This window comes from Pseudomonas sp. GM48, from assembly GCF_000282335.1.
Lineage (GTDB): Bacteria > Pseudomonadota > Gammaproteobacteria > Pseudomonadales > Pseudomonadaceae > Aquipseudomonas.
Window position 1 is genome coordinate 50,417 of the sequence record NZ_AKJM01000105.1, and the last position, 23,830, is coordinate 74,246.

A 23,830-nucleotide genomic window follows, 5' to 3' on the forward strand; every position below is an offset into this window, starting at 1 on the left:
CATCATGGAAGGCTCGGAGGAAGCTTCCAAACGACGTCTTGATAAATACCACTTCTAACACGACTCATACTGCCACCAGGCACCGCATCGAAATGGTGCCGCAGGCGCTGGTGCGTATAACAGTGCTGCATTTGATGAGCGACCGGGTCGGCCGGTCGCCGGCGTGTCAGATGGTCGCCAGATCAATGACAAAGCGATACTTGACGTCGCTCTTCTGCATGCGTTTGAAGGCAGTTTCAATATCCTGCATTTCGATCATTTCGACTTCTGAGGTGATGCCGTGCTGCGCGCAAAAGTCGAGCATTTCCTGAGTTTCGGCAATGCCTCCAATCAGAGAGCCAGCCAACTGGCGGCGTTGGAAGATCAAGTTGGCCACCCCCGGAGATGGGTGCGGGCTATCGGGGACTCCGACCATCGTCATCGTTCCATCGCGCTTGAGCAAGGTCATGAAAGCATCGAGGTCATGGGGCGCTGCCACAGTATTGAGAATGAAATCGAAACTTTTGCTGTGAGCTGCCATTTCATCGGCGTTGCGTGAGACAACCACCTCATCAGCGCCTAACTCCAGTGCTGCTTGCACCTTGTTAGGAGAGGTAGTGAATGCAACGACATGCGCCCCCATTGCGTGGGCCAACTTCACACCCATATGGCCCAAACCACCGATGCCGACAATGCCTACCTTCTTGCCTGGACCCGCTTTCCAATGGCGTAACGGAGACCAGGTGGTAATACCGGCGCACAAGAGTGGCGCAACGGCTGCTAATTCGGATTCATGATGCGTGATCTTCAGAACAAAATGCTCATCAACCGTAATACCGTCGGCGTAGCCACCATAGGTGTTCTCGCCGCTGCCATCGAGCCACCCGTTGTAGGTCTGTTGCCAGCCATGAGGGCCTTCGCAGTATTGCTCCAGGCCATCGTCGCACGAGTCACAATGACGACAGCTTCCGACCATGCAACCAACGCCGACGATGTCGCCGATCTTGTGGTTGGAGACTGCGCCACCGATGGCACTCACCCGACCTATGATCTCGTGGCCCGGTACCAGTGGATAACGCATGCCCGGCCACTCGCCGCGAGCCGCATGTAAATCGGAGTGGCACACGCCACAGTAGAGGATGTCGATCGCTACATCACTGCTACCAACAGCGCGACGACTGATCACGGTAGGCGCGAGCGGCGTGGTGGGTGATTGCGCTGCATAGACTTTGGTTTGCATAGTGTTTTTCCGTTGAGAGCGGTGAATTGAAGTGACTTGCACGAGCGTCAGCGGGATATCGCCGCGCCGTAACGGGCATGGAGGAGGTGCCACACCCGGTTTCATCAATCAGCCGGCATACGTCACTTCTGCGGTCCAAGACTCTTTTGGCTGGCTGTGCAGCGTCCAGAATGCTTCAGCAACGCCCACAGCTTCCGCTGAGTTGGGTTCGACGAACGTGGCCACCGTAACGCTGGCTACATGTACGCCACGGGCTTTACTCGGTTCGAACAGCGCCATGGATAAGGCTCGTATTCCCGCTTTGCCCAGGCTCAGGGATAGGTAATCAGGATGAGGTGCAACCCCAAACCCACCGCCGGTCAACAAGATGGTGCCGTTGCCACGGGTGATCATTTGAGGCATGGCGGCCTTCGCCGCAGCCAGTGCGCCACCAATGTTTACTGCGAGGTCACTGGAGAAGGTGTCGGACGGTTGGTCGGCGAGAGTCGCCTGACGGATGTTGGCGGCGTTGTAGTGCAGCACGTCCAGAGGGCCATGCTCTGATTCGACGTCCGCAATTAACTCGGCAATGTTTGTCGCATTGCTGGCGTCCACTGCGCGGACTTGCGCCACGTAGCCCATTGCGTTCAGGAGACCGGCGAGCTTGTGGGTCTTTTCCAGGTTCCGCGCGCTGAGGATCACACGAAAGCCTTCGCGGGCGAAACGCTGGGCAGTGGCGAAGCCAATGCCTGGGCCGGTACCAATGCTAAGGAAGGTTTTCATCTGTTTGTCCTATTCGGGAGGTCTATTTCCGAAAAAGGCTAACAGATGCAAAATGAGAGATAATTATGAAAAGATGAAGAACTATCATGCATAAAATGCAGGAATTCTTGGGGCGTGTAACTCTCGACGAGCTTTCGGCTTTCGTGGCGGTCGTGGAGGCGCACAGCTTCACAGGTGCCGCAAAGGTCATTGGACGTGATGCCACGATCATCTCAAGGCGTATCGGCCAGTTGGAGGAGCGACTCGGGGTTCGTTTGTTGTCTCGCACGACTCGACGCGTCGCGTTGACCGAGGTTGGGACGCTTTTTTATCAACGTATTCGGACACTTTTAGACGAACTCGATAGCGCCAGCCTGGAAGCAAGCAACTTCGCCGCCAGCCCGCAAGGGCTGTTGCGGGTATCTCTTCCCGTCACATTTGGCCGCAGATGGGTGGCGCCATTGTTACCCGCGTTCATTGCCCAACATCCGAAGATCCGAGTGGACGCACGTTTTGCCGATCGCTACGTGGATGTCGTGGCTGAGGGATTCGATGTGGCGATCCGCGTGGGGGTTTTGCGTGACAGTACCCTTGTCGCGAAACAGATCGCGCCTTTTCGCAACCTGTTGTATGCAGCCCCGAGCTATATCGCTTTGCACGGTCAGCCAGAGACACCTGAGGCGCTATTGGATCATGCCTGCTTAGGATTCAGCAGTCACTCCAGCTGGCCAGACTGGGTGTTGAAGAAGGGTGGGCAACACAAGACTGTCCGGCCTACGGGACCATTGATCTCAGACAATTCGGAGTCGTTGCTTCAAGCGGCCACTGAGGGTGTGGGCATCATTCTTACACCAGATTGGCTGGCAAGCTCAGCGGTGCGCAATGGCGAGCTCGTACCGGTCCTGCCGCAATGGCAGAGCTCGGAGGTGGGGGGGATTTACGCAGTGATGCCACCAGGTCGACTCGTTCCGACGAAAGCACGTGTTTTTGTCGACGAAATTACGCGGGCGATTCAGGCGGGCTGGGAGCAATAGCGAAGGGGCTGTAGGCGTTTAACCCCGATTTAGACACCTTGCGTGTAATGCCAACAACTCACTTCAGCGCGGCAGGACATACAAATATTATTGTTGTTTATGGAAAAAATATATTGATTTTTTTTAGATCGATACGGCTTTAGCATAAATCCATCTTCAAAAAAGCCATCGGGCAGCGAAGACGTTGTCTGATTTCCTAAACCAATAAAAACTGTCATTGGAGTTCTGATGAGCCTTTCTCCTTTCCACCTCGCAATCCCTGTGTATGACCTGGCCGCCACTCGTACGTTTTACGGCGAAGTGTTTGGACTAGCCGAGGGGCGTTCCAGCACCCAATGGGTGGACTTTGATTTTTATGGCCATCAACTGGTCATTCACGAGCACCCAAAGACCGCTTCTCAAGAGAGTGTCCATAGCAACCCTGTCGATGGTCACGACGTACCGGTTCCTCACTTCGGCATCATTTTGGAGTGGGCACAATGGGAAGCGCTGGCCGAGCGCCTGAAGTCCTTTGGTACCAAGTTTGTAATTGAACCTTACATTCGATTCAAAGGGCAGGTCGGTGAGCAAGCCACAATGTTTTTGTTTGACCCTTGTGGCAACGCGCTCGAATTCAAAGCCTTCAAGGATATGAGCCAGCTCTTCGCTAAATAACTAATTACCTGGCGCAAAATTTTTTGCGCCAGGAATTCTCAAATGAGCTGGAAGCTCATGAATCTAGCTACTGCGCTTAAGCAGTCCTTTCATTCCAACAAAAAGGCTAGACATGAAACGTATCCCATTAGTTTGGCGGATTGTTGCTGGGCTGTTGCTCGGCGTGCTCGTCGGTTGGTACTTCAACACCCATCCGCAAAATCAGGTCTGGGTCAGTACCGAAATTCTTAAACCCCTTGGCGACATTTTCATCAAGATGATGAAGATGGTTGTTGTTCCCATTGTATTCTGCTGCATGATCCTCGGTATTGCCGGTGGCGGCGATAACAAGTCGTTCGGGCGCATGGGGGCCAAATCGCTGATTTACTTCTTCGCGATCACCAGTCTGGCTATTGTCCTCGGCCTGTGCTTCGCCAACTTGTTCGAACCGGGTAAAGGCACCGAAATTGCTGGCATCTCGCACAGTACATCGACGGTCAACATGGAGCCTTCAAAAGGCGCGCTGATTATCCTGCAGAACATTGTTCCCGATAACGTGATAGTGGCGATGTCGGAAGGGAAGTTGCTGTCCGTGCTGTTTTTTGCCGTGCTCCTGGGAATGGCATTGAACACACTGCCAAAAGAGAAAAGCGCACCGGTCATTGCTGTTGTCAAAGGCTTGTCTGACGCGATGTTCAAGGTGGTCTCGTTTGTCATGGCTTATGCGCCTATTGGCGTATTCGGCATGATCGGTGCGACCGTCGCGACCTTTGGTTTTGCCTCGTTGTTGCCGTTGCTCAAGTTGATTGGTGTGGTTTACCTCGCGCTGATTGCCTTTGCCTTGATTTTCCTTGGGGGCATTTGCTATCTGATTGGCGAAAACGTCTTCAAGTTGATCAAGTACTTCAGGGATGAGCTGATTCTGGCGTTTTCTAGTGCGGCGTCTGCGGCGGTAATGCCGCAGTTGATGAAAAAGTTGGAAAACTACGGGGTCCCGCAACGAATCGTCAGCTTTGTGGTTCCGGTGGGATATGCGTTCAACCTGGATGGTGCGTCCATCTTCCTCGGCGTAGCGACGATCTTTATCGCTCAGTTGTATGGCATCGATCTGTCGCTGACACAGCAAATTCTGCTGGTGGTCACGATGGTGTTGACGTCAAAGGGCGCCGCTGGTGTGCCTGGCTTTGCCATCATCATTCTGTCTGCCACCCTGGCATCTGCAGGGCTTCCTCTGGAAGGGGTCGCGTTGATCGCTGGTATCTTCAGGATTATCGATAGCGGGACCACAACGTTGAACGTACTGGGTAATGCAATCGCCCCCTTGGTTATTGCCAAGTGGGAGAAGGCCAGTCTCGAACCTTCACGTGTCGAGCGAGTAGGGGAGCAAGCTTAACCTCCCTTTAAAAGAGTCTTCGGCGTGATCCACGCCGAGGGCTCTTTTTCTTAACGCAGTACAGATAATAACTATTCCGCTTTTGCTGTTCTTCAGGCGCCCAGTCGTGCGGCTGTAATAGCCCAATCGCACACATGGACTTGCCAAACGTTGCTGCCAATTATTAATAAAAAAACAGGTGGTTTATGTGCAATAACTCTTTGTTCGACTTGGCACGTAGGTGTGCGCTGTTGAGCGCGCTGTGTGTGTCGTTCCTCACCGCTGGCGTTCCTCAGCTGGCGTCAGCAAGACCTCTTTCTCAGTTGGATGCTTCTGCAGTCGCCGTACCTGACCGCTTTGCCGCAGAGACGGCCAATGCCATCTTCGCCAAAGGCGGCAATGCCATCGATGCGGCAGTCGCCATTGCGTTTTCGCTGGCGGTGACATACCCCGAGGCTGGAAACATCGGCGGTGGCGGGTTCATGACTGTTTATCACGAGGGCAAACCTTACTTCCTGGATTACCGCGAGCGTGCGCCGCACAAGGCTACCCGGGACATGTTTGTCGACAGCAAAGGCCGAGTGATTGCTGCGGACAACCCTGACGGAAGTGTCATTGGCCACCGCGCGGTGGGCGTGCCTGGCACGGTATCCGGCATGTGGGAAGCTCATCAACGTTTTGGCAAACTCAAGTGGGCGGAGCTGATCGCCCCGGCGATTCACTATGCGCATGAGGGTTTTGTCGTCGATGAGACGTTAGCCAATCTGGCAGCGACCGAAAATGAAAAGCGATTCTCCGGTAAAACCAATTTCGCAGAGTACTTCGGCAAGTTGCACGCGGGGTCAACATTCAAGCAACCCGAGTTGGAGACGGTGCTGAAGCGAGTCGCCGCAACGGGGCCGGACGGCTTTTATACCGGCAAGACTGCCGAACTCATCGTCAGCGATATGGATGCCCACGGTGGCTTGATCAGTGAAGCGGATCTCAAAGGCTACAAGGCCGTCTGGCGAGAGCCGATACAGGCGAACTGGAATGGCTTTCAGATCGTCACGGCTCCACCTCCAAGCTCCGGCGGTATTGCCTTGGTGCAGCTGTTAAAGATGAAGGAAGTGCGCCAAAAGGATTTCCAGGGCGTTCCGCTCAATTCTGTCAGCTACATGCACCTGGTCGCTGAAATCGAGAAGCGCGTGTTTGCGGATCGCGCTCAATACTTGGGCGATCCTGATTTCTACAAGGTGCCCATGGAGCAGTTGCTGGATGAAAAGTACTTGGCCAGCCGTGCAGCGCAGGTCAATGTTTCAGTGCCCTCGGACACCGGTAAAGTGGTCGCTGGTCTGAACATCGCATCCCCGGAAAAGCCGCAAACCACTCACTTTTCAATCGTGGACAAATGGGGGAATGCGGTCTCTAACACCTATACGCTCAACGGATTCTTCGGCTCCGGTGTGGTTGCCAGCAAGACTGGCATTCTGCTCAACGACGAAATGGATGACTTCTCTGCCCTTGCGGGTGTGCCGAATCAGATGGGTGTTGTTGGCAATGACACCAACGCGATTGAGCCGGGAAAGCGTCCCTTGTCTTCGATGACTCCGACAATTTTCCTGAAGGACGGAAAAGTCGCTCTGGTCATTGGTACACCTGGTGGGTCGCGGATTTTTACCTCGATCTTTCAGGTGGTCAGCAACACCTATGACTTCCAGCTTCCATTGAAGGATGCCGTTGCAACGATGCGCTTCCATCACCAGTTGCTGCCGGCGAACACCATTTTTTGGGAGCCTTATGCCCCTATCTCCGGGCAGTTGGCAACCGACCTTGAAGCCAGGGGCTATAACCTAGCTGATCAGGGGTTTAACGGTGATGTCCAGGCGATCAAGGTCCAGGGTCGAGTCCCTGAGCCCGTTTCAGACCCGAGGGGAAGGGGCGTGACGTCGCTGGCTAAGTAACCGTTTGAAGCATGCGACAGCCCGCTGTCGCATCGCCCGGCACCTAGCCTGCACCTTTGCTGTGCAGGCTTCCTCATTTCACCGCGATAACGCTTGGGTGTTTCTTCTCACCTGACCCCTCATTTATGCACCCCGCCATATCCTCCCGTCGCTCAAGTCGTCCGACCCGCTGATACTTCCTTCTTTCTGTCACGCGTGATGCGACGCGTCAGCCTGCAGCCGTGCTCGAAATTCGGCTTTGTAGCAGCACACTGGATTCATCACATACAATCAGACAATCTGTTCGGCGAAATGTATGATTCTGGGTAGCGCACCAGCGTCCCCCGATATTTGCGTCAAACCGACTTTGAATTGTCATTTTTGTGAATAGCCTGATTAATACCATATGAGGGAGAGTGCGTAGATGAGTGAATCAAGCCTCCAAGTCCCCAAGCGCGGCGCGACGCTGCGCTTGTTAGTAGAAGACAAGATTCGAGAAGCCATCTCCTCCGGTGTGCTTCGGCCCGGCCAACGACTGGTCGAGCGTGAGCTTTGTGAGATGACAGGAGTTGGCCGCACATCCATTCGGGAAGCGTTACGACAGCTTGAGGCGGAAGGTCTGATTACCTGCAACCCCCACAAGGGGCCTTCGGTGAACAAAATCTCCTTGGAGGAAACGCGCCAGCTGTATGCAGTACGCGGACTTCTAGAAAGCTTCTCCGGGCAGGAATTCGCCTTGGTGGGTACGGATGCGCAGATCCGTCGCCTTGAGGAAGCCGCTGCGGTATTCGAGTTTCGGGCTCAGCAATATTGGCAATACCCTGACCGGGACCTCGATAGTTTGAGGGCTGCGCGTGATGCATTGATTGAAGCCAAGACCCAGTTTTACGTCTGCTTGATGGAAGGCAGCAATAATATTTTCATAGTCCAGATGCTGACCACGTTACACAACCGGATCACATTGTTGCGCGCCACCTCCATGACCCAGCCCGGTCGTCTCCAGCACTCAGTCAAGGAAATCAAAGAGATCGTGGCAGCGATCAAGTCGAGGGATGGTGCCAGGGCGGCAGAAGCTTGCCGAGCACACATCGAGTTGTCGGCCAGGGTGGCCATCAATTATTTGGAAAGCGTCGAGCAGGAAGACCCAGTTATGTCTGATTGACAGATTGTCTGCAAATCTGGATATTCATCACGGCGTGGTTGCGCCGTTTTTCTGCTGCCCGGTTGCCCGTAAGCCGGTGCTCCGTGTTCCGCTTTCGGGACAGGTAACGGAAGAGCGCGTGACCGGTTGAAATCGGTACGGCCCCAATTTGGGCTGTAAGACACTGACGTGATGACTCGTCACTTTAAGAGTGACGCAGGAGAAAAATAATGACTGCATTCATCAGTTTGAAAGAGAGGCTGGTTAACGCCTACCCCGACCCCGAACTGCGCCGGCTCGCCCCGGGGCTCTCAATAACCGTTGAGTTCAGCGTCGGATCGCAAAGCACTGGGCTCAGTGTTGCCGAAGGTCATCTATTCAAAGGCTTTACCGGCCAGCCTGCCATCCGCATCGAGGCCGCCGAAGAGCAATGGGGGCATGTGCTGTGCGTACCGCCTGTCGCGACCTACCATAGTTTCACCGCTTTACAGATTGCCAATCCTGCTTTCGAAGTGAGCGGTGATGCACAACTGATCGCCCAGGCGCGGCCGTTTCTTGAGCGCTTGTTCGAACTGATTACCCTGACTCCTGCGGCTCCAGCATTGTCCGTGCAGCGATCGATTTCGCAAATTCAAGGGCAGTATGCTGCTGTCAGCGTACTGGGGCAGGAATATGAGATTTACTACGAAGTAGCCGGGGAGGGCGTGCCCATCTTGTTCCTCCACACTGCCGGTGCTGACGGCCGCCAGTATTTTGGACAAATGGCCGATGTCGAAATGGCTCGGCAATTTCGCATGTATGCGATCGACCTTCCATTTCACGGTAAATCGATGCCACCCCGCGACTGGGACGGTGCCCCTTATTTGCTGACAAGCGAATGCTACCAGCAATGGTGTACGGCGTTTATTGAGCAGGTGATAGGCGCCCCCACTATCGTCGTCGGGGGCTCGATGGGCGCCGCAATGTCCTTGGTGCTGGCGGCCGAGCACCCTGAACACCTAATCGGTGTTGTAGCGCTGGAGCCTCCTTTCCAGTCCCGTGGCCGCCGAAATCCCTATCAGAACCATGTGCAAGTACATGGGGGGCTACACAACGGCGCTTATGTTCGAGGCCTGATGAGTCCGACCAGTCCCATTGAGGATCGCCGCCGCGCCAGTTGGATTTATTCGCAGGGAGGACCTGGTGTCTATCCAGGCGATCTGGCGTTTTACAGTGATGAGTTCGATGGTGCCGAGACCGCGCCGCGGATCGATGCCGCGCGCACACCGGTCGCGCTGCTCTCAGGCAATTATGACTATTCCGCAACCCCGGCGGATGGCGCCAAACTGGCCCATCTGATTCCCGGTGCCTTGCACCTGGTCATGGAGGGGCTGGGGCACTTCCCCATGACGGAGCACCCGGATAACTTCCGACCGTACCTGATGCAGGGGCTCGAGCATGTCGTAAGCAAGACGGAGCTAAAGGGGGCCTGAATATCGGCAGGAAAGCTGATCTTAAGCCATCCGGCGGGTCAGCTTTCTATTGGGGTGGTGGACTCGACAGACGAAAAAAAGCCCGGTTACTCACCGGGCCAAAGGTCACAGGTACAGGGTCAGTCGACCAGGTGGTTGCCAATTGAAGAACCGCCGTCCACGGTCAGGATGCTGCCGGTGGCAAAGCGAGAGCGGTCAGAGGCGAGGAACAGGAAGGCTTCTGCAATTTCCTCGGGTTTTCCCATTCGATTCATCACCGCCCGTGCCTCCAAAGCGGCCCGCAACACTTGCGGTGTTTCAGATTGGGCGAAGATCCGGTCGAAATAAGGGCTATCGATGGTGCCAGGCGCTACCGCGTTTACGCGTATGCCATCCGCCGCATGATCCAGTGCCATCGCTCGCGTCAGCGCCGAAACGCCGCCTTTGGAGGCAACATAGGCCGTGCGGTTAGCAATGGCACTGGTGGCCGTATACGACGTGGTATTGATGATCGAGCCAGATTTCTGCCGGGCCATGACCGGTATGACATGCTTGGCGCACAGGAACATGCCCTTGAGATTGACTGACATCAGTCGGTCCCAATCCTGCTCTTCAATGGTGACAACGTTCCCGGTCAGACCGAAGCCGGCGTTGTTGACCAGCACATCGATACGGCCGAAGCGGGCAACCGTCGTTTCGACTAACGCTTGCACCTCTGCATTGATCGCCACGTTGCAGCCAATAGCGGTGGCACCAATCTCATCCGCGGTCGCCTGTGCGGCCTCGACGTTCACATCGGCCACGATGACCGAGGCGCCATTCTTCGCAAATATCGTCGCGATGGCTTTGCCAATGCCGCTGGCTGCGCCAGTTACGATGCATACCTTGTTTTCTAATTCCATTGTCGTCATCCCCTGATCAAGTCACCGGTCCGGCCCATTTCTGGCGGAACGAATCATGCGTCAGCATTCGCTCATACCATGCCTTTACGTTGGGTAGGTCTGCCCGCGCAAAGTCCATGTTTAGCCAGCGGTGCCCATGCACGGCCCAAGCAATATCAGCGATGGTCATCTCACTGCCACAGATGTAATCGTGCTCGCCGAGTCGGGTTTCTATCCAGTTCCACACTCTACCGGCTTCCCGAATTGCTGTTTCCAACGCTTGCGTGTCGCGCTTCTCCAGTGGTGTGCGAATCAACTGAAAAAACACCACCGTTTGCGGTCGGGTCAATTGAGTTTGCTGGCAGTCCAGCCATTGGTCGACCACACCGCGTCTTTTCGGGTCAGCGGGGTAGAGCGGGCTGTCGGGAGCATAGGCGTTGCACAAATAGCGCAGCACAGCATTGCTTTCCCAGAGAGTGAAATCGCCATCGACCAATGTAGGAACGAGGCTGGTCGGGTTTTTGCTCCGATAGTCGTCTTCTTCAAGCCCGCCGAAGACGTTCCCGATATCGATCCGCTCGTAGTCGAGGCCCAGCTCGTCCATAAGCCAGACGACTTTCATGACATTGCTGGATTTCATGTGGCCAAACAGCGTGCGTGGCATGTCTGTGTCCTTTGTTGAATGAAATTCGAGATTCTTTATAAGTATCGTCAGACAATCTGTCAATCAGCCAAAATAGTTTTGACAGATTGTCTGACGATCTGTACGTTTGGTTTCACATGACCCATGCGACTCCTTGGACGAGGCAGACATGAAAAAACAAGAACAAGAAATAGAGCTGGTTAACGACTTCAAGCAAGCGATGCGTCGATTGACCTCGACGATTTCGCTGATTACCACCCGCCACCTCGGGCAGCCTTTCGGAATGGCTGCCACAGCTGTGCAATCAGTGACTACTGATCCTGCAACCATTCTGGTCTGTGTTAACCGCTCGGCGTCCATCAGTGCTGCGTTGGAGGAGAGCGGGCGGTTCGCGGTCAATATGCTCCATCACTCCCATGTCGATCTCGTTCCGATTTTCAGCGGCCAGTTGAAGGGCGAGGAGCGTTTCGAGCACGGCCAATGGATCGAAGAACACGGCGTACCTGTGCTGGTGGACGCCCAAGCCTCACTGGTGTGCGAGGTCAGTTCGGTCACAACCATTGGCTCGCACGACGTGATCTTTGGCCGAGTGCTATGGGTCGATACGCGCCTGGATATCTCCCCACTGCTTTACGAAGATGGTCGCTTCGCAAGATCCGCGGCTATCAAATGATGCTGTTGTCTAGCGCTTTTGTGTCATCTCTTGAGCGGCATGCCGTTAGCGTTCAGTAGAGGTTGTTATGGTTTTTGCAACGATTGAAAACGCATTGAAAGTGATTGCCTCTGGCGGGATGGTCATCGTGGTGGATGACGAGGGGCGTGAGAATGAAGGTGATGTCGTCATGGCAGCAGAGTTCGCGACGACAGAAGCGCTGACATTCATGGTGAGTCGGTGCCGAGGCATTGTATGTGCGCCTATGCCAGAACCTGTCGCACGCCGCCTCGAATTACCTTTGATGGTGGAACGAAATACCGACTCAATGAAAACGGCATTTACCGTGTCGGTTGATCTCATCGCGGGGATTACCACCGGCGTTTCGGCTGCCGAACGTGCGTTGACACTCCGAGCACTCGCCGCACCTGAAACCAAGGCTGAGTCGCTTGCCCGGCCTGGGCATATTTTCCCGCTCATTGCTCGCCAAGGTGGCGTTGAGGAAAGGGCCGGTCACACCGAGGCTGCTGTAGATCTGGCTGAACTGGCAGGTCTATCGCCGGTGGGCATCATCTGCGAGATCCTAAAGGACGACGGCAGCATGGCGCGTCGTGCGGACCTGGAGATCTTCGCGCGTGATAACGGACTCATCATTATTTCGATTGCTGACCTGATTGCATGGAAAGCAAGGAAATTTCTTCAGTTTCAATATGTAAGACCTAGTCTGGTTGCATAAACCTACATGATTTTTTAAACCGTAAAACCTCTAGCACGATGGCTACTTACGTGGCCGTATGGTTACGAAGGTTATAACTCACCTCGAGGAAGATAGAATGAACAGTCAAGCCAAGATCACTTCACCTGACGGAAGCCAACTTTCTGAGCGATTTCACGAAGGCCTTAAAACCCGTCGTGAAGTTTTGGGTGGAGCCTATGTCGATAGCTCTATTGCAAAGGCGACTGATTTTAATTGGCCGGTTCAGGAGCTGGTAACCGAATATTGCTGGGATGCTATCTGGAATCGTCCGGGCCTGGATCGCCGCACGCGTTCATTCTTGAATCTGGGGATGATTTCCGCACTGAATCGTCCGCATGAATTGAAGTTGCATGTGCGCGGCGCTATTAATAACGGTTTGAGTAAAGAAGAAATTCGCGAGGTGCTCCTTCAAGTGGCTATTTACTGTGGCGTGCCAGCGTCCATTGATGGCTTCCGATTGGCACAGGAAGTGTTCGACGATATGGGCGTTTAATCCAACGGCACTTCAACGTTTAAAAAAATAAAAAGAGGAATGCAAAATGGACATGCAGGAACGTTTTCACGAAACGGGTAACCCGATGTTCAACGATAACGCGCTTAAATTGGGCGTTTTCGGAACCAACTGTTCAAATGCCTGTGCTATTACGACTGCCGAGTCAACGTTTGAGCCCACATTTGAGCACAACGTCAAAATCGCCAAGCAGCTTGAGGCGGCAGGCTGGGAGTGTATGGTGCCCATCGCTCGCTGGCGTGGATTTGGTGGGGAGACAAACTTCAACGGCAGTAACATGGAAACATTCACATGGGCAGCCGCCATGGCCGCAGTGACCACCAAACTACAATTTTTCTCCACCACTCACGTACCGACCATTCACCCGATCGTTGCCGCAAAAATGGCGACCACGATTGACCATATTTCCAAGGGGCGTTTCGGCCTCAACCTGGTCACTGGGTGGTTTACGCCGGAAATGGAAATGTTTGGTCGTGAAATGATGGAGCACGATCAGCGTTATGAATACGCTGACGAGTGGATGGATATCGTGGCGGCTCTCTGGGAGCGCAATGGTGTCGACTACAACGGCGACTTCCATAAGACCAAAGACGCCGTGATGGAACCGAAGCCTTATAACAAGGCCGGTCGCCCGGTAATGATTTGCGCGGGATCGTCTGGCAAGGGATTGGATTTCACAGCGAAACACTGTGACTTTAACTTTGGTTTCATGCAAGACATGGAAAAGGGCGCCGCCTGGGTCAAACATGTTAAAGAACTGGCTCGCTCAAAGTTTGGTCGCGAGTTGGGAACGTTTACCTCGTGCCCGGTCATCGTTCGCGAAACAGAAAAGGAAGCACGTGAATATTATGATTATTACGTGAAAGAAAAGGGAGACACGGTGGCGTGCGATAACCTCGCTGAGGTCTTGCAAGTACAGTCGCAAAATCACTCCCCGGAAATGTATCAGAAGTTCAAGGAGCGTTTTATCGCGGGTTGGGGGGGCTTCCCAATCGTAGGTTCTCCTGAGCAAGTCGCTCAAGGATTGATCGATCTGAAGAAGACGGGTGTCGACGGCACGCTGTTGACGATGGTCGATTATAATGAAGAGCTTCCTTTCTTTAATGAGCGGGTCATGCCGTTGCTTAAGCAGGCGGGTCTGCGACAGTAAAGTTAGCGAAGGGTGTTTGCAGATTGCAAACACCCTTTATGAGTAATATGTCAAAAATTTCAGCGTGTAGACGTGGTAATCGTAGCCCCCATTTGCCGGTGCGTATTCGGGTCCTTTTTAAAAAAGGAGACGATGCAGTAGTTTACTGATTTTTTATTAAAATCAGGCGTCAATAATAAATACAATAATATTAGGCGGACAATGAAATGAAGCGATTTGCTTATGTGGCAATTCCCGCAGTTTTTTTGCTGGCGAGTGCTGTTAGTGCTAAGGGGGTCGATGAACTACCCGCAGACCAACAGGCGCTTTATCAACGAGTTGATCCTCAACTTCCTTTGGGGCCAAGTGAATTTCGCGATTTTGTTGCGAAAAAACAGCCACCTTGGAAGATCGGCTATGCTTCGACCTATGCGGGTAACACTTGGCGAGCCTCCATACAGGATGAGATGACCAATGTTCTTCTGCCTGCCTATCAAAAAGCAGGGCTTATATCGGAGTTGGTTGTCACTCAGTCCGACTTGAAAGACGCAGTCCAAATCCAACAAATGCGCCAAATGGTTGATAGCGGTGTTGATGCAATCATCATCTGCTGCTCAAATGTTACGGCTATCAATCAGACGATCGAATACGCCCATTCGAAAGGCGTCCCGGTGTTTTCTTTTTCGGGTTACGTCACATCGCCTTATGCCATCAACGTTACCGAAAATAACACCCAAGGCGGTTACGCTGCGGGTAAATGGTTGGCCGAGAAAATCGGCGGTAAAGGTAATGTACTTTTGGTGTCGGGCATCCCGGGCTTTGCATCCTCAGACAGCTTTGATGCAGGCGCGAAGGGCGTATTGGCTGAATTCCCCGATATCAAACTTGTAGGCAGTGTCGCGGGTAATTGGACCGATCAAGTGGCTCAGGTCGAAGTGCAAAAATTCCTGGCCACAAACCCCGGCAAGGTTGATGGCATTATCGTGCAGTCGGCCTCGGAAAATGGTGTGTTGAATGCCGTGCGGCAGTCGGGTCGCGATCTGATGCCGGTCGTGCTTGGTGGCGAGGCATCAGCGGCCTGCTTTTGGCGCAACAATTCGGGATTCATTGATCAAAGCTTTCATTTCTGGCCCCCTCGCGCCGAAGCTCGCATGGTCTGGGACGTAATGATGCGCACCTTACAGGGGCAGGGTCCCAAGGTTCAATCTATTCCGCGCCCGGTTATCACTTACAGCATTGATGAAGTGAACGCCGCCCTTGGGGAGAACTGTGATCCCAACTCGACGGCTTGGTTAGAGCCGGCAAATGATGGTTGGTGGCCAAAGGAAGTGGCAGCAGGTTACTTCCTGCGCCCTGAAGATCCGCTCACTTGGCGTCCCAAGCCTTAATTCAAAAGCCAATTCGCTTAACGCTCAACTAGCCAGCCTGGAAGAAGGGACCTGCTATGAGTTCTGAACAGATTGTCGGTATTACCACTGTGCGTCTAAAGGGTGTTGCCAAGTCCTTCGGAGAAACACGAGCACTCAAAGGAGTGGATCTGGAGGCTCGTGCCGGTGAGGTACATGCCATAGTGGGTGAGAATGGATCAGGAAAAAGCACGCTGGCAAAAATCATGTCCGGCGTACTTTTGCCGGACCTGGGAGAGGTCACCATTCTGGGTCGAAGCCCTCGTTCACCGATTGAGGCACGTGACGCGGGCCTGGCGACGATTTTTCAGGAGGTTCTTGTCGCTCAGGAGGCAAGTGTTCTTGACAACCTTTATGTCGGTCACGACAAGCTTTTTCGAACAGTCTCTACTCGAGCAGAACGTGAAAGCGCAGCAGCTGAATTGATGGCGCGTTTAGTCGGTCAACCAGTGGACATAAATGCACTGGTTGGCACGTTGCCTCTAAGTGTGAAGCAGTGGATTGTTATTGCCCGAGCCATTTTGCGTTGTCCCAAGGTTCTGATTCTTGATGAATCGTCCGCAGCGCTGGATCTTGATGCGACTTCGCGGTTGCACACGGAAATAGATCGTTTGCGGTCTGACGGCGCCACAATTTTGATCGTGACGCATCGAATCGCTGAACTTGTACGCATTGCTGATCGTGCAACTATTTTGCGTGACGGCGAAAGCATCGGCGTTCTTGAGAAGTCGCAGATCACTGAAGAGAATCTGCTGGCGATGATGACGCCGCACGAGCGCAAAGTGATTTCGGCATGCCACGTGGCTGGTACCGCGCGGAGGATCGAGGGGCCGCGAATCATGTCGGTCAATGATCTGAAGTTATCGGCGGGTGCCGAGGCTTTCAACTTTTCACTCCTGCAAGGACAGATTATCGGTGTGACCGGTTTGGACGGGCAGGGGCAAGATGCGTTCTTGCGTGCAGTCGCAGGAATCGAGGTGGCCAACAGCGGTGTACTTGAGGTTGACACTGAGGACGGTACCTCCCGGCTGTCTAGCCTCGCGGACGCCGAGCGGTTGGGTGTCGCCTATGTATCAGGCGATCGAAAACGCGAAGGGATTTTTCCCGATCAAAGCATTTTCGAGAACCTGGCTATCGGAATATACCGCAGTTGCCTTGGCCCGCTTGGAGTCATTCGACGGTCTGGTATCAACGAGATCTACCAGGCGGAGGTGAGCCGTCTGCACATCAAGATCGGCCTTGCGTCGAATAAAATCACGTCGCTGTCAGGAGGCAATCAACAGAAAGTGTTGATTGGTCGTGCGTTTGCGCGCAACCCGAGGGTGATCGTTTTGAACGATCCCGCCCGCGGCGTCGATTTAGGTACGAAACGTGACCTCTACGCAGAGTTACGACGCTTCGCCGATGCGGGAGGCGCGGTCATTTACATGTCTTCTGAAATGGAGGAGTTCCTGGGGTTCGTAGACCGGGTTGACGTGTTTGTAAAAAACACGGTCTTCCGATCCCTAAGTTACAACTCTATAAATGAGGATGAAATGTTGGCCGCGATGTTTGGGCAGGAATCCTGCGAGAATCAGCCATCTGGTCGTCGGGAGGGCGTAGGCGCATGAGTCCTTCACAACGATTGCTGGTGCAGTATCGCTACCTCGCGGTGCCTTGCGCACTGTTTTTTGCTTTGGCGGTGTTGGCGTTGTTTCGAACGCCCAACTTATTTTCGTTCAGTGGTTTGGCGGGTGCGATACTGGTGGCGACCCCTCTGATCCTTTGCACCCTGGCGCTTACTCCAACAGTAATGGCAGGACGAGGAACCGTAGACCTGTCAGTGGGTCCGTTAATGGGATTCATCAACGTGACGTTGATAGCCTGGCTCACAAAGAGTGGAGTCACTCATCCAATTGCAATTTTTGGCTGGGCCATGTTGGTAGGGGTCTTATGGCAAATAGGACAAGCCTTGATCATTATCCATGTCCGCGTCGCACCGATTATCGTTACGTTGTCCAGCTACCTAATATTGACAGGCGTGAACCTACTGATCATGCAACGGGCTGGCGGTTTGGCGCCTGATTGGATGATGAGTTGGGGGGCCGGTATCAGTCTTTTGTCCCCGGTCAGTTTTGTGCTGTTAGGGGCTATTGCTCTTTGGTTCCTTTTCTGGAGATCGACCTTTCACACTCATCTGCGCTTGACTGGGGCCGATGAAAGAATGGCCTATACCGCGGGAGTCAAGATTGAGACCGTACGTATTGGTGCTCATATCTTGAGTGGAGTTTTTGTAGGGTTGGCGGCAGTGAGTTACACCGCATTAATTTCTTCTGGGGATCCGACCCAGGGCAGCACCTACACGCTTCAGGCGGTGACGGCTTTGGTTCTTGGGGGCGCAAGTTTGGCTGGAGGACGTGGTGGGGCGATAGGGTCGATCCTTGGCGCTTTGAATATGTTCCTGATTGCCAACCTACTGGCGACATTCAACTTTGGGACTATTTCGGGGTCAGCGACCAAGCTCGCGTTCGGGCTGATCTTGATTATCTCCCTCTTGGTAAATGTACTGGCGGTCAGCCGGGTACCAGCCCGATAGGAGTCTCATATGACTGTGTTCCGACCTTTCTCGCAGTTGAAGCAAACTCCCGCGAGCCGATTGCACGATAGCCTGCGCGAGAATCGAGCCATCGCCATTGGTACTGCGCTGTTGATTATGCTTGTAGTGTGCGGTGCGTTGACGGTAAGTGGATTTCTTTCATTGCAAAATGCCAGATCGATTCTGTTGCTCGCTGCGTTCTTGGGCTTGGCGTCGATCGGGCAGACAATGGTTTCGCTGTTGGGTGGATTGGATCTTTCTATTCCATTTGTGATCGGCGCCGCCAATATTCTTTTGCCCAGACTGCTTAATAACGGATTACCGCCTGCCACAGCGATTATCATCATTCTGGCACTAGGGATGGTGGTTGGTTGCATCAATGGCTTGCTAAGCTATCGATTGCAAGGCCAGGCACTGATCATGTCATTGGGTGTGGGCTTCGCGGTAGTTGGAGCAACTGAGATCTATACAGCGCTTGGCTCTGCATTCGGAGGGAATAGTTTCGCGCCGGTTCCGGCATGGCTCACTAACTTCTCGGCTTTTAATGGAAAGTTTTTTGGCCTGCCAATTCCACCTGTTGTTATTATTTGGTTAGTTATTAGCCTTACCATAATCTGGGTTATGAAAAACACGTGGTTTGGCCGGGGTATCTATGCCCTCGGTGGAAGTCGGACTGCAGCATCACGCCTGCAGATATCGGAAATACGCACTTGGACAGCGGTGCACGGTATCGCCGGTGTGATGTCAGCACTTACGGGTGTGCTGCTGCTGGGGTTTTCCGGGGGCGGTTATGTCGGTGTAGGGGATCCTTACCTATTTAGCACCGTTGCCGCAGTGGTCATCGGCGGTACGTCACTTCTGGGGGGCGCGGGGGGATACGGTGCCACAGTTTTGGGTGTACTGGTACTCACCGTTCTGAGTTCATTGCTGGTTGGCATGGGGATGACTTATGCAGGCCAGCAGGCGGTGATTGGATTGCTAATCGTACCCATGGTTGCGGTATATGCACGCCTCCCTCATATCCGAAATCAAATCTGAAAAGTAGCAGTGATAGAGACGGCGGCGCCTAACATAATGGAATGCACCGCAAACCGACCAGATAATGTGCAACTCATACGGCAGGGTGCCTAATGAGTTGCAACTTAAAGCATGTTATTTCGCAAGAGGGCAGGGGTGATTAGTTAATTGGCATGAAGGGTATATCGTTATGGGTGATATGAAGACCGTTAACCGCCTGCCAAAATCAGTTCACGCCTTGCCCCTCTCGCCTCGAGTTCCACTTCACCACCCGAAATCGGTGGACGTGCTCTGTATACGACCACCCCCTGATTCAGTGTCTCGCCCAATTCTCCGAGCAACGTGCTCCCCCAGAGATTGGGAATCTCATGTACATGAAAAATCGCGATCTGATTGGCATCTCGCCAAGACAGGCCCAGTCTGGAGAGGCTCGCGCTGATCACGTCAATGGTGTACCTGGCACGTTGATGCATGGCCGCCGGGCTAGTGTCGCCTTCGGCGATGACTTTGCCATCCGGCGCAATATCCGCTGTTCCGGACAGACAAAACCCTCCCTCCTTCGACGTTGTAGGTGCTACGTAGCTGAAGGCGCACAAAGATGCTGTTTGCGGTGGGTGGTCCGCGAGCGCGATGTTCGAGCGGCACACTCCACTGAGGTCTCCATACATCAATCCCCAGCGACGCAATTGCGCCAAGTATGGAGTATTGAAGTTAGACCAGTCTTCCGAGGTCAATTGCGCCGGTACGCGCATCTCGATGCCACAAAAGGCCTGGACAGGTCGCCCAACTCTGCTCAGAAAAGCTTCGATGAATGGATAGGCTTGAACCAGTGGTAGCCATGTCTGCAACTGTACCCGGACCACCTCAAAACCTTCATAGGGCACGATGCCGGTGCAATACGCCACACCGCCAGGCAGGATTTTGTAGTTACCCGCTGCGTTGTCGAGCAGAAACACCGCGGCTGGGTCTTGGGAAAAACAAAAGTCTTGGGCCATTGCTCGAATCCTGCAAAGTGAGAACAGATAAATCTCGGGAGTTGCGCGGCAGCGAATTTTTAATATTGGATTTCAGTCGCCAGGAGCCAGTTGGAGGAGGGGCTGTCATGCACGCCATCCAATGCTGAAAAAGCTTTCATGCCTGTACGTTCCCGACTGGGTCGGTAGGTGAAGTGTAAGTGCTGCATAAAGAGAAAGTAACGGACCTCTGACGCATAACTGTCGTGCAAAAAATGCACGATTTACTGGGTAGAGTTAGCCCAGATGGGCTGGTGACCTTCGTGGCTATGGCGGAGGTTCGCACCTTCAACTACGTCTACCAGGGCTGAGGCTGGATTCTGCCCTGTGTCGATACGGTTTTGAACTCGCTGATCACAGATGTGATTCATCGATAAATTTTATGATTGGATAAAAAAATATCAGCTTTTTAATCATTTTTTCAATACGTAAAATGAGTAGTAGATAGCGCAAAAATGATTCATTACGTGAGTCTGTCTCCATGCCAGGTCGCTACTCCAGTTTTAAGGCCACAGTCAGTTTCACTCGCCAGAGGAGCGATTATGTCTAGAGTTTCCCATCAAGAGCTAAGGTGCGAATTTCGTAAGCTGCTTGCATCATGTGCCTGTTATCACACAGCATCTGTGTTCGACCCTATGTCCGCAAGAATTGCTGCTGACCTGGGATTTGAAGTCGGCATTCTCGGCGGATCGGTCGCTTCACTGCAGGTATTAGCTGCGCCCGACTTCGCCCTTATTACGCTGAGTGAATTTGCAGAGCAGGCGACGCGGATTGGACGAGTCTCACAACTGCCGATCATTGCCGATGCCGATCATGGTTATGGCAATGCACTGAATGTCATGCGTACAGTAGCTGAGCTGGAGCGTTCTGGAGTCGCCGCACTGACTATCGAAGATACGCTCTTGCCGGCACAGTTTGGCCGTAAATCGACGGATCTCATATCCATTGAGGAGGGCAGCGGAAAAATCAAAGCGGCCGTTGAATCTCGAGTTGATTTGCAGCTCGCTATCATTGCCCGTACCAATGCAAGCTCGTTATCCGTCGCACAAGTGACGAGTCGTATTCAGGCCTACACAGATGCCGGTGCAGATGCCATTTGCCTCGTAGGTGTGAAGGATTTTGAGCATTTGGAGCAGATTGCCGAAGGCATGACGCTCCCTCTGATGCTGGTGACTTATGGAAATCCTGAACTTTGCGACAGCGAACGTCTGGGTTCTCTGGGTGTACGGATTGTTGTTGCCGGCCATGCCGCCTATTTTGCTTCGATCAAAGCGACATATGACTGTTTGCGCGAACAGCGTAATGTCACTCGCAGCACATCTGACCTGAGCGCTACAGAATTGACCCACACCTATACGCGACCTGAGCGTTTCCAGGTGTGGGCCAAAGATTTCATGAACGTTGATGAATAGTGAATTACTTTTGACTGTCACGCCTGCCAGTACAAAAAACGCAAGTTATCCTTGGCGGTGTTTACTGATTTTTCTGGACCTGTTCGGTAATCAATTGAACAAGCACCTTCACCGGTTCCGTCAGACTTCTGCGTGCGCGGTGTACGAGGCCTATATCTCGGTGGAAGGTGCGTTGTTTCAAGTCTACAGCGCGTACCTCTGCTGGCCATCCTTGATGTGTCGCTGTTTCTGGGACCAGTGCTACGCCGACCCCATTGGCGACCAGTTTGATGATCGCATCCAGCTCATCGAGCTCGCATACCTCACGTAAAGACACATGCGTTTGTCGCAAGAATCGGTCGACCTGCCGACCACCAAAAGAAGATCGGTCATAGCGAATGAAAGGCTGGCTGGAAACCAGTTCGGACCAGTCATCTCCCGGCATGTCGACCGGGACAATCAGGCGGTAGGGTTCGCGCGCCAGTGTGGTCCAGCGCAAATCGCTTTGAAGTGAGAACGGAGGGCGGATGATTGCAGCCATATCGATCTCGCCAGCATCGACCTGGTTGACCAATTCCATGGACAGGCCAGGAATGACGCGAGTTCGGCATTCGGGACATTGCTGATGAAAGTGAGCGAGGGCGTCGGGTAAAAAAGAGCGCTGCACGGAGGCAATGGCTCCGACAGTTACCAAAACGCTGGCGGGGAGACCTACCGTCGTAGTGCCGAGATTACTGAACTGACGGACCAGTTCCTGCCCCTGCAGCAAAACCTGATGCCCCATTCGGTTCAGATGAGCCGAGCGTCCTTTGCGATCAAACAGCTCGATCCCTAGCTCGGCCTCAAGGCGCTGCATTTGTGCGCTGACTGCCGCTTGTGTAAGCCCTATTTTGCTACCGGCAGCAGCAAAAGTGCCTTCTCTCGCCACGGCGATGAATGTTTTCAGTTCTTTAATCATCGGAAAATATTAATTGTGTTTTTTGAAAAAATACATTTATTTTTTTTGTTGATGTTGGTGAGGCGTCAGGACAATGGGGGCCAAGTTCCCATTGCAACGCCTGGAGGGTTGCGATGCGTTTCGGAAGGTAACTCTCCAAATTGGGTTTTGTAATACTGAGAGAACATTCCGAAGTGCCAAAATCCCCATCGCATGGCCGCTTCGGATACCGAGGGCGCGCCATTGATGATGTCTTTTCTGACTTCGTGGAGTCGGATCTGGCGAATGTAGGTGCAGGGGTTTACCCCGACCACTTGAATGAATGCGCTGTGCAGTCCGCGCCTGCTCATGTGCAAGTGTTCACACAGATCCTCTACCGTCGGGCAGCCTGTCTGATGACTCAAAATAAACAACCGCGCCCTGTCCACCATCGCTCGATGAACGCGATGGTCCCTGGGTAAGTGTGTTGTGGTTATCGACAGGCTCCCCATGGCTTGAAGCGCCGCTACGGCGACATCCTCAGAAAGCTGTAGCCGTGCGGACTCGCTGTCCATCGATTCCGGGTGCTGGACTGCTGAGCCGAGTGCCGACAGCAGAAGGGATTTATATCGAGATATCCCTTGAGCATCCCCCTTGAGCATGCACGCGCCGTTGATCAGGCGGCTTGTGCCAACCCCGTAGAGACCTTGAGAAAGCGTTTCGAGAAACGAGGCGTCGATGGTCGCAGCGAGAATGTCCGATTCAGCGGTTGCACGAAAGCGCGCTTCCTCACCCTGGCGCATGATGAATAACGAATCGGCTTGCATCTCCCGATTCTGCCAGGAGCACGTGCCTTGATGCAGGGTGACTCCAATCATCAGAATATCCGTGTCGGCAACCGATCGTTGGTCAATAGCCTGATTGATCCATTCGCGGAATACCTGGACTCGTCCGAGAGAGGCGCGTGCGACACCTCCCTCGAAGTTGCCACATGAAAGTTGGGTGTAATCTTGCACCCAGTCAGGAAGAATTCTCGATTGTAGAAACGGATCATTTGACCTTACGCACGCCACTCTCGCGGGGATCGAAGACGAATAGGTCGTATTTTGACTTTGCTGCATTGTGCAATCTCCGAGGTCTGCTTGTAGTGCAGCAATCTTCGTTCCAACCTGGAGTCATTCAGCGCATTTAAAAGATAGACACCACTCATGGATGCGTCATTTTAGTGCGCTTTGAAAAAAGAGCGGCACGATGCATCAAAACGCGCCGATATTTGATAGCGAACCCTTTGCCTCAGGCGTAAGAATGAACGCGATGCAATTAGTCTAAGTGGATGACAGGCAAACAACTAAAGTTTCAGGTGGTCAACAGTGCCTGACTCTAATGCCTCATCGCTATAGAGATATATGCAGACTTACTGAAGTGG

22 protein-coding genes are annotated in these 23,830 nt (G+C 53.3%); 15 read left to right on the forward strand and 7 right to left on the reverse strand.

Features of this window, described 5'->3' with window-relative positions; genetic code table 11:
• Positions 1–166: 166 nt before the first annotated feature.
• Positions 167–1,219, reverse strand: coding sequence for an NAD(P)-dependent alcohol dehydrogenase (locus tag PMI28_RS10940; RefSeq protein ID WP_007988492.1), 1,053 nt, complete (start codon positions 1,217–1,219; stop codon positions 167–169).
• A 108-nt stretch (positions 1,220–1,327) separates the two neighbouring features.
• Positions 1,328–1,981 carry an SDR family NAD(P)-dependent oxidoreductase gene (locus tag PMI28_RS10935; protein ID WP_007988494.1) on the reverse strand — a complete coding sequence of 218 codons (654 nt, stop codon included), beginning with the start codon at positions 1,979–1,981 and terminating at the stop codon, positions 1,328–1,330.
• A gap of 86 nt (positions 1,982–2,067) precedes the next feature.
• Here PMI28_RS10935 and PMI28_RS10930 point away from each other — a divergent pair, with 86 nt between their 5' ends.
• The 6 genes from PMI28_RS10930 to PMI28_RS10905 all read left to right on the forward strand — a co-directional run bounded on the left by PMI28_RS10930 (position 2,068) and on the right by PMI28_RS10905 (position 9,534).
• Positions 2,068–2,994 (forward strand): LysR family transcriptional regulator, encoded by a 927-nt coding sequence (locus PMI28_RS10930; protein ID WP_007988496.1) that lies wholly within the window; start codon positions 2,068–2,070, stop codon positions 2,992–2,994.
• Between the two features lie 228 nt (positions 2,995–3,222).
• Positions 3,223–3,648 carry a VOC family protein gene (locus tag PMI28_RS10925; RefSeq protein ID WP_007988498.1) on the forward strand — a complete coding sequence of 142 codons (426 nt, stop codon included), beginning with the start codon at positions 3,223–3,225 and terminating at the stop codon, positions 3,646–3,648.
• A 112-nt stretch (positions 3,649–3,760) separates the two neighbouring features.
• Positions 3,761–5,020, forward strand: a complete 1,260-nt coding sequence (locus PMI28_RS10920; RefSeq protein WP_007988500.1) for a cation:dicarboxylate symporter family transporter — start codon at positions 3,761–3,763, stop codon at positions 5,018–5,020.
• Positions 5,021–5,205: 185 nt separating this feature from the next.
• Positions 5,206–6,942 carry a gamma-glutamyltransferase gene (ggt, locus tag PMI28_RS10915; protein ID WP_007988501.1) on the forward strand — a complete coding sequence of 579 codons (1,737 nt, stop codon included), beginning with the start codon at positions 5,206–5,208 and terminating at the stop codon, positions 6,940–6,942.
• Positions 6,943–7,345: 403 nt separating this feature from the next.
• Entirely contained in the window at positions 7,346–8,083 is a 738-nt protein-coding gene (locus PMI28_RS10910; RefSeq protein WP_007988503.1) for a GntR family transcriptional regulator, read from the forward strand.
• Positions 8,084–8,292: 209 nt separating this feature from the next.
• Complete coding sequence (locus PMI28_RS10905) at positions 8,293–9,534, forward strand: alpha/beta fold hydrolase (RefSeq protein ID WP_007988506.1); 1,242 nt, start codon at positions 8,293–8,295, stop codon at positions 9,532–9,534.
• A gap of 119 nt (positions 9,535–9,653) precedes the next feature.
• On the opposite strand, the gene PMI28_RS10900 is transcribed toward PMI28_RS10905, so the two are convergent.
• Both PMI28_RS10900 and PMI28_RS10895 read right to left on the reverse strand, forming a co-directional pair.
• Positions 9,654–10,415, reverse strand: coding sequence for an SDR family oxidoreductase (locus tag PMI28_RS10900; protein ID WP_007988508.1), 762 nt, complete (start codon positions 10,413–10,415; stop codon positions 9,654–9,656).
• 16 nt (positions 10,416–10,431) lie between these two features.
• The gene (locus tag PMI28_RS10895) at positions 10,432–11,058 is read right to left on the reverse strand and encodes a glutathione S-transferase family protein (protein WP_007988510.1); all 627 of its coding nucleotides are present in this window, start codon (positions 11,056–11,058) and stop codon (positions 10,432–10,434) included.
• Positions 11,059–11,206: 148 nt separating this feature from the next.
• Here PMI28_RS10895 and PMI28_RS10890 point away from each other — a divergent pair, with 148 nt between their 5' ends.
• The 8 genes from PMI28_RS10890 to PMI28_RS10860 all read left to right on the forward strand — a co-directional run bounded on the left by PMI28_RS10890 (position 11,207) and on the right by PMI28_RS10860 (position 19,105).
• Complete coding sequence (locus tag PMI28_RS10890; RefSeq protein WP_007988512.1) at positions 11,207–11,710, forward strand: flavin reductase family protein; 504 nt, start codon at positions 11,207–11,209, stop codon at positions 11,708–11,710.
• A 67-nt stretch (positions 11,711–11,777) separates the two neighbouring features.
• The gene (gene ribB / locus PMI28_RS10885; RefSeq protein WP_007988514.1) at positions 11,778–12,425 is read left to right on the forward strand and encodes a 3,4-dihydroxy-2-butanone-4-phosphate synthase; all 648 of its coding nucleotides are present in this window, start codon (positions 11,778–11,780) and stop codon (positions 12,423–12,425) included.
• A 97-nt stretch (positions 12,426–12,522) separates the two neighbouring features.
• Complete coding sequence (locus PMI28_RS10880; protein ID WP_007988516.1) at positions 12,523–12,939, forward strand: carboxymuconolactone decarboxylase family protein; 417 nt, start codon at positions 12,523–12,525, stop codon at positions 12,937–12,939.
• A gap of 46 nt (positions 12,940–12,985) precedes the next feature.
• A complete protein-coding gene (locus tag PMI28_RS10875) occupies positions 12,986–14,107 on the forward strand; it encodes an LLM class flavin-dependent oxidoreductase (RefSeq protein ID WP_007988518.1) in 1,122 nt (373 codons plus the stop codon).
• A 206-nt stretch (positions 14,108–14,313) separates the two neighbouring features.
• The gene (locus PMI28_RS0128710) at positions 14,314–15,474 is read left to right on the forward strand and encodes an ABC transporter substrate-binding protein (RefSeq protein ID WP_033063449.1); all 1,161 of its coding nucleotides are present in this window, start codon (positions 14,314–14,316) and stop codon (positions 15,472–15,474) included.
• A gap of 56 nt (positions 15,475–15,530) precedes the next feature.
• Complete coding sequence (locus PMI28_RS10870; RefSeq protein ID WP_007988522.1) at positions 15,531–17,102, forward strand: sugar ABC transporter ATP-binding protein; 1,572 nt, start codon at positions 15,531–15,533, stop codon at positions 17,100–17,102.
• Complete coding sequence (locus PMI28_RS10865; protein WP_007988524.1) at positions 17,099–18,067, forward strand: ABC transporter permease; 969 nt, start codon at positions 17,099–17,101, stop codon at positions 18,065–18,067. Before PMI28_RS10870 ends, PMI28_RS10865 begins: the two co-directional genes overlap by 4 nt.
• Positions 18,068–18,076: 9 nt before the next feature.
• A complete protein-coding gene (locus PMI28_RS10860) occupies positions 18,077–19,105 on the forward strand; it encodes an ABC transporter permease (RefSeq protein ID WP_007988527.1) in 1,029 nt (342 codons plus the stop codon).
• Positions 19,106–19,293: 188 nt separating this feature from the next.
• Here PMI28_RS10860 and cnbZ read toward each other — a convergent pair whose 3' ends face one another.
• The gene (cnbZ, locus tag PMI28_RS10855; protein ID WP_007988528.1) at positions 19,294–20,079 is read right to left on the reverse strand and encodes a 2-amino-5-chloromuconate deaminase CnbZ; all 786 of its coding nucleotides are present in this window, start codon (positions 20,077–20,079) and stop codon (positions 19,294–19,296) included.
• A gap of 560 nt (positions 20,080–20,639) precedes the next feature.
• Here cnbZ and PMI28_RS10850 point away from each other — a divergent pair.
• Positions 20,640–21,509 carry an isocitrate lyase/PEP mutase family protein gene (locus PMI28_RS10850; protein ID WP_007988531.1) on the forward strand — a complete coding sequence of 290 codons (870 nt, stop codon included), beginning with the start codon at positions 20,640–20,642 and terminating at the stop codon, positions 21,507–21,509.
• 61 nt (positions 21,510–21,570) lie between these two features.
• Here the strand turns inward: PMI28_RS10850 and PMI28_RS10845 are convergent, their stop codons facing one another.
• Both PMI28_RS10845 and PMI28_RS10840 read right to left on the reverse strand, forming a co-directional pair.
• A complete protein-coding gene (locus PMI28_RS10845; RefSeq protein ID WP_007988534.1) occupies positions 21,571–22,446 on the reverse strand; it encodes a LysR family transcriptional regulator in 876 nt (291 codons plus the stop codon).
• A gap of 65 nt (positions 22,447–22,511) precedes the next feature.
• A complete protein-coding gene (locus PMI28_RS10840) occupies positions 22,512–23,525 on the reverse strand; it encodes a helix-turn-helix domain-containing protein (RefSeq protein WP_007988535.1) in 1,014 nt (337 codons plus the stop codon).
• Positions 23,526–23,830: the final 305 nt, after the last annotated feature.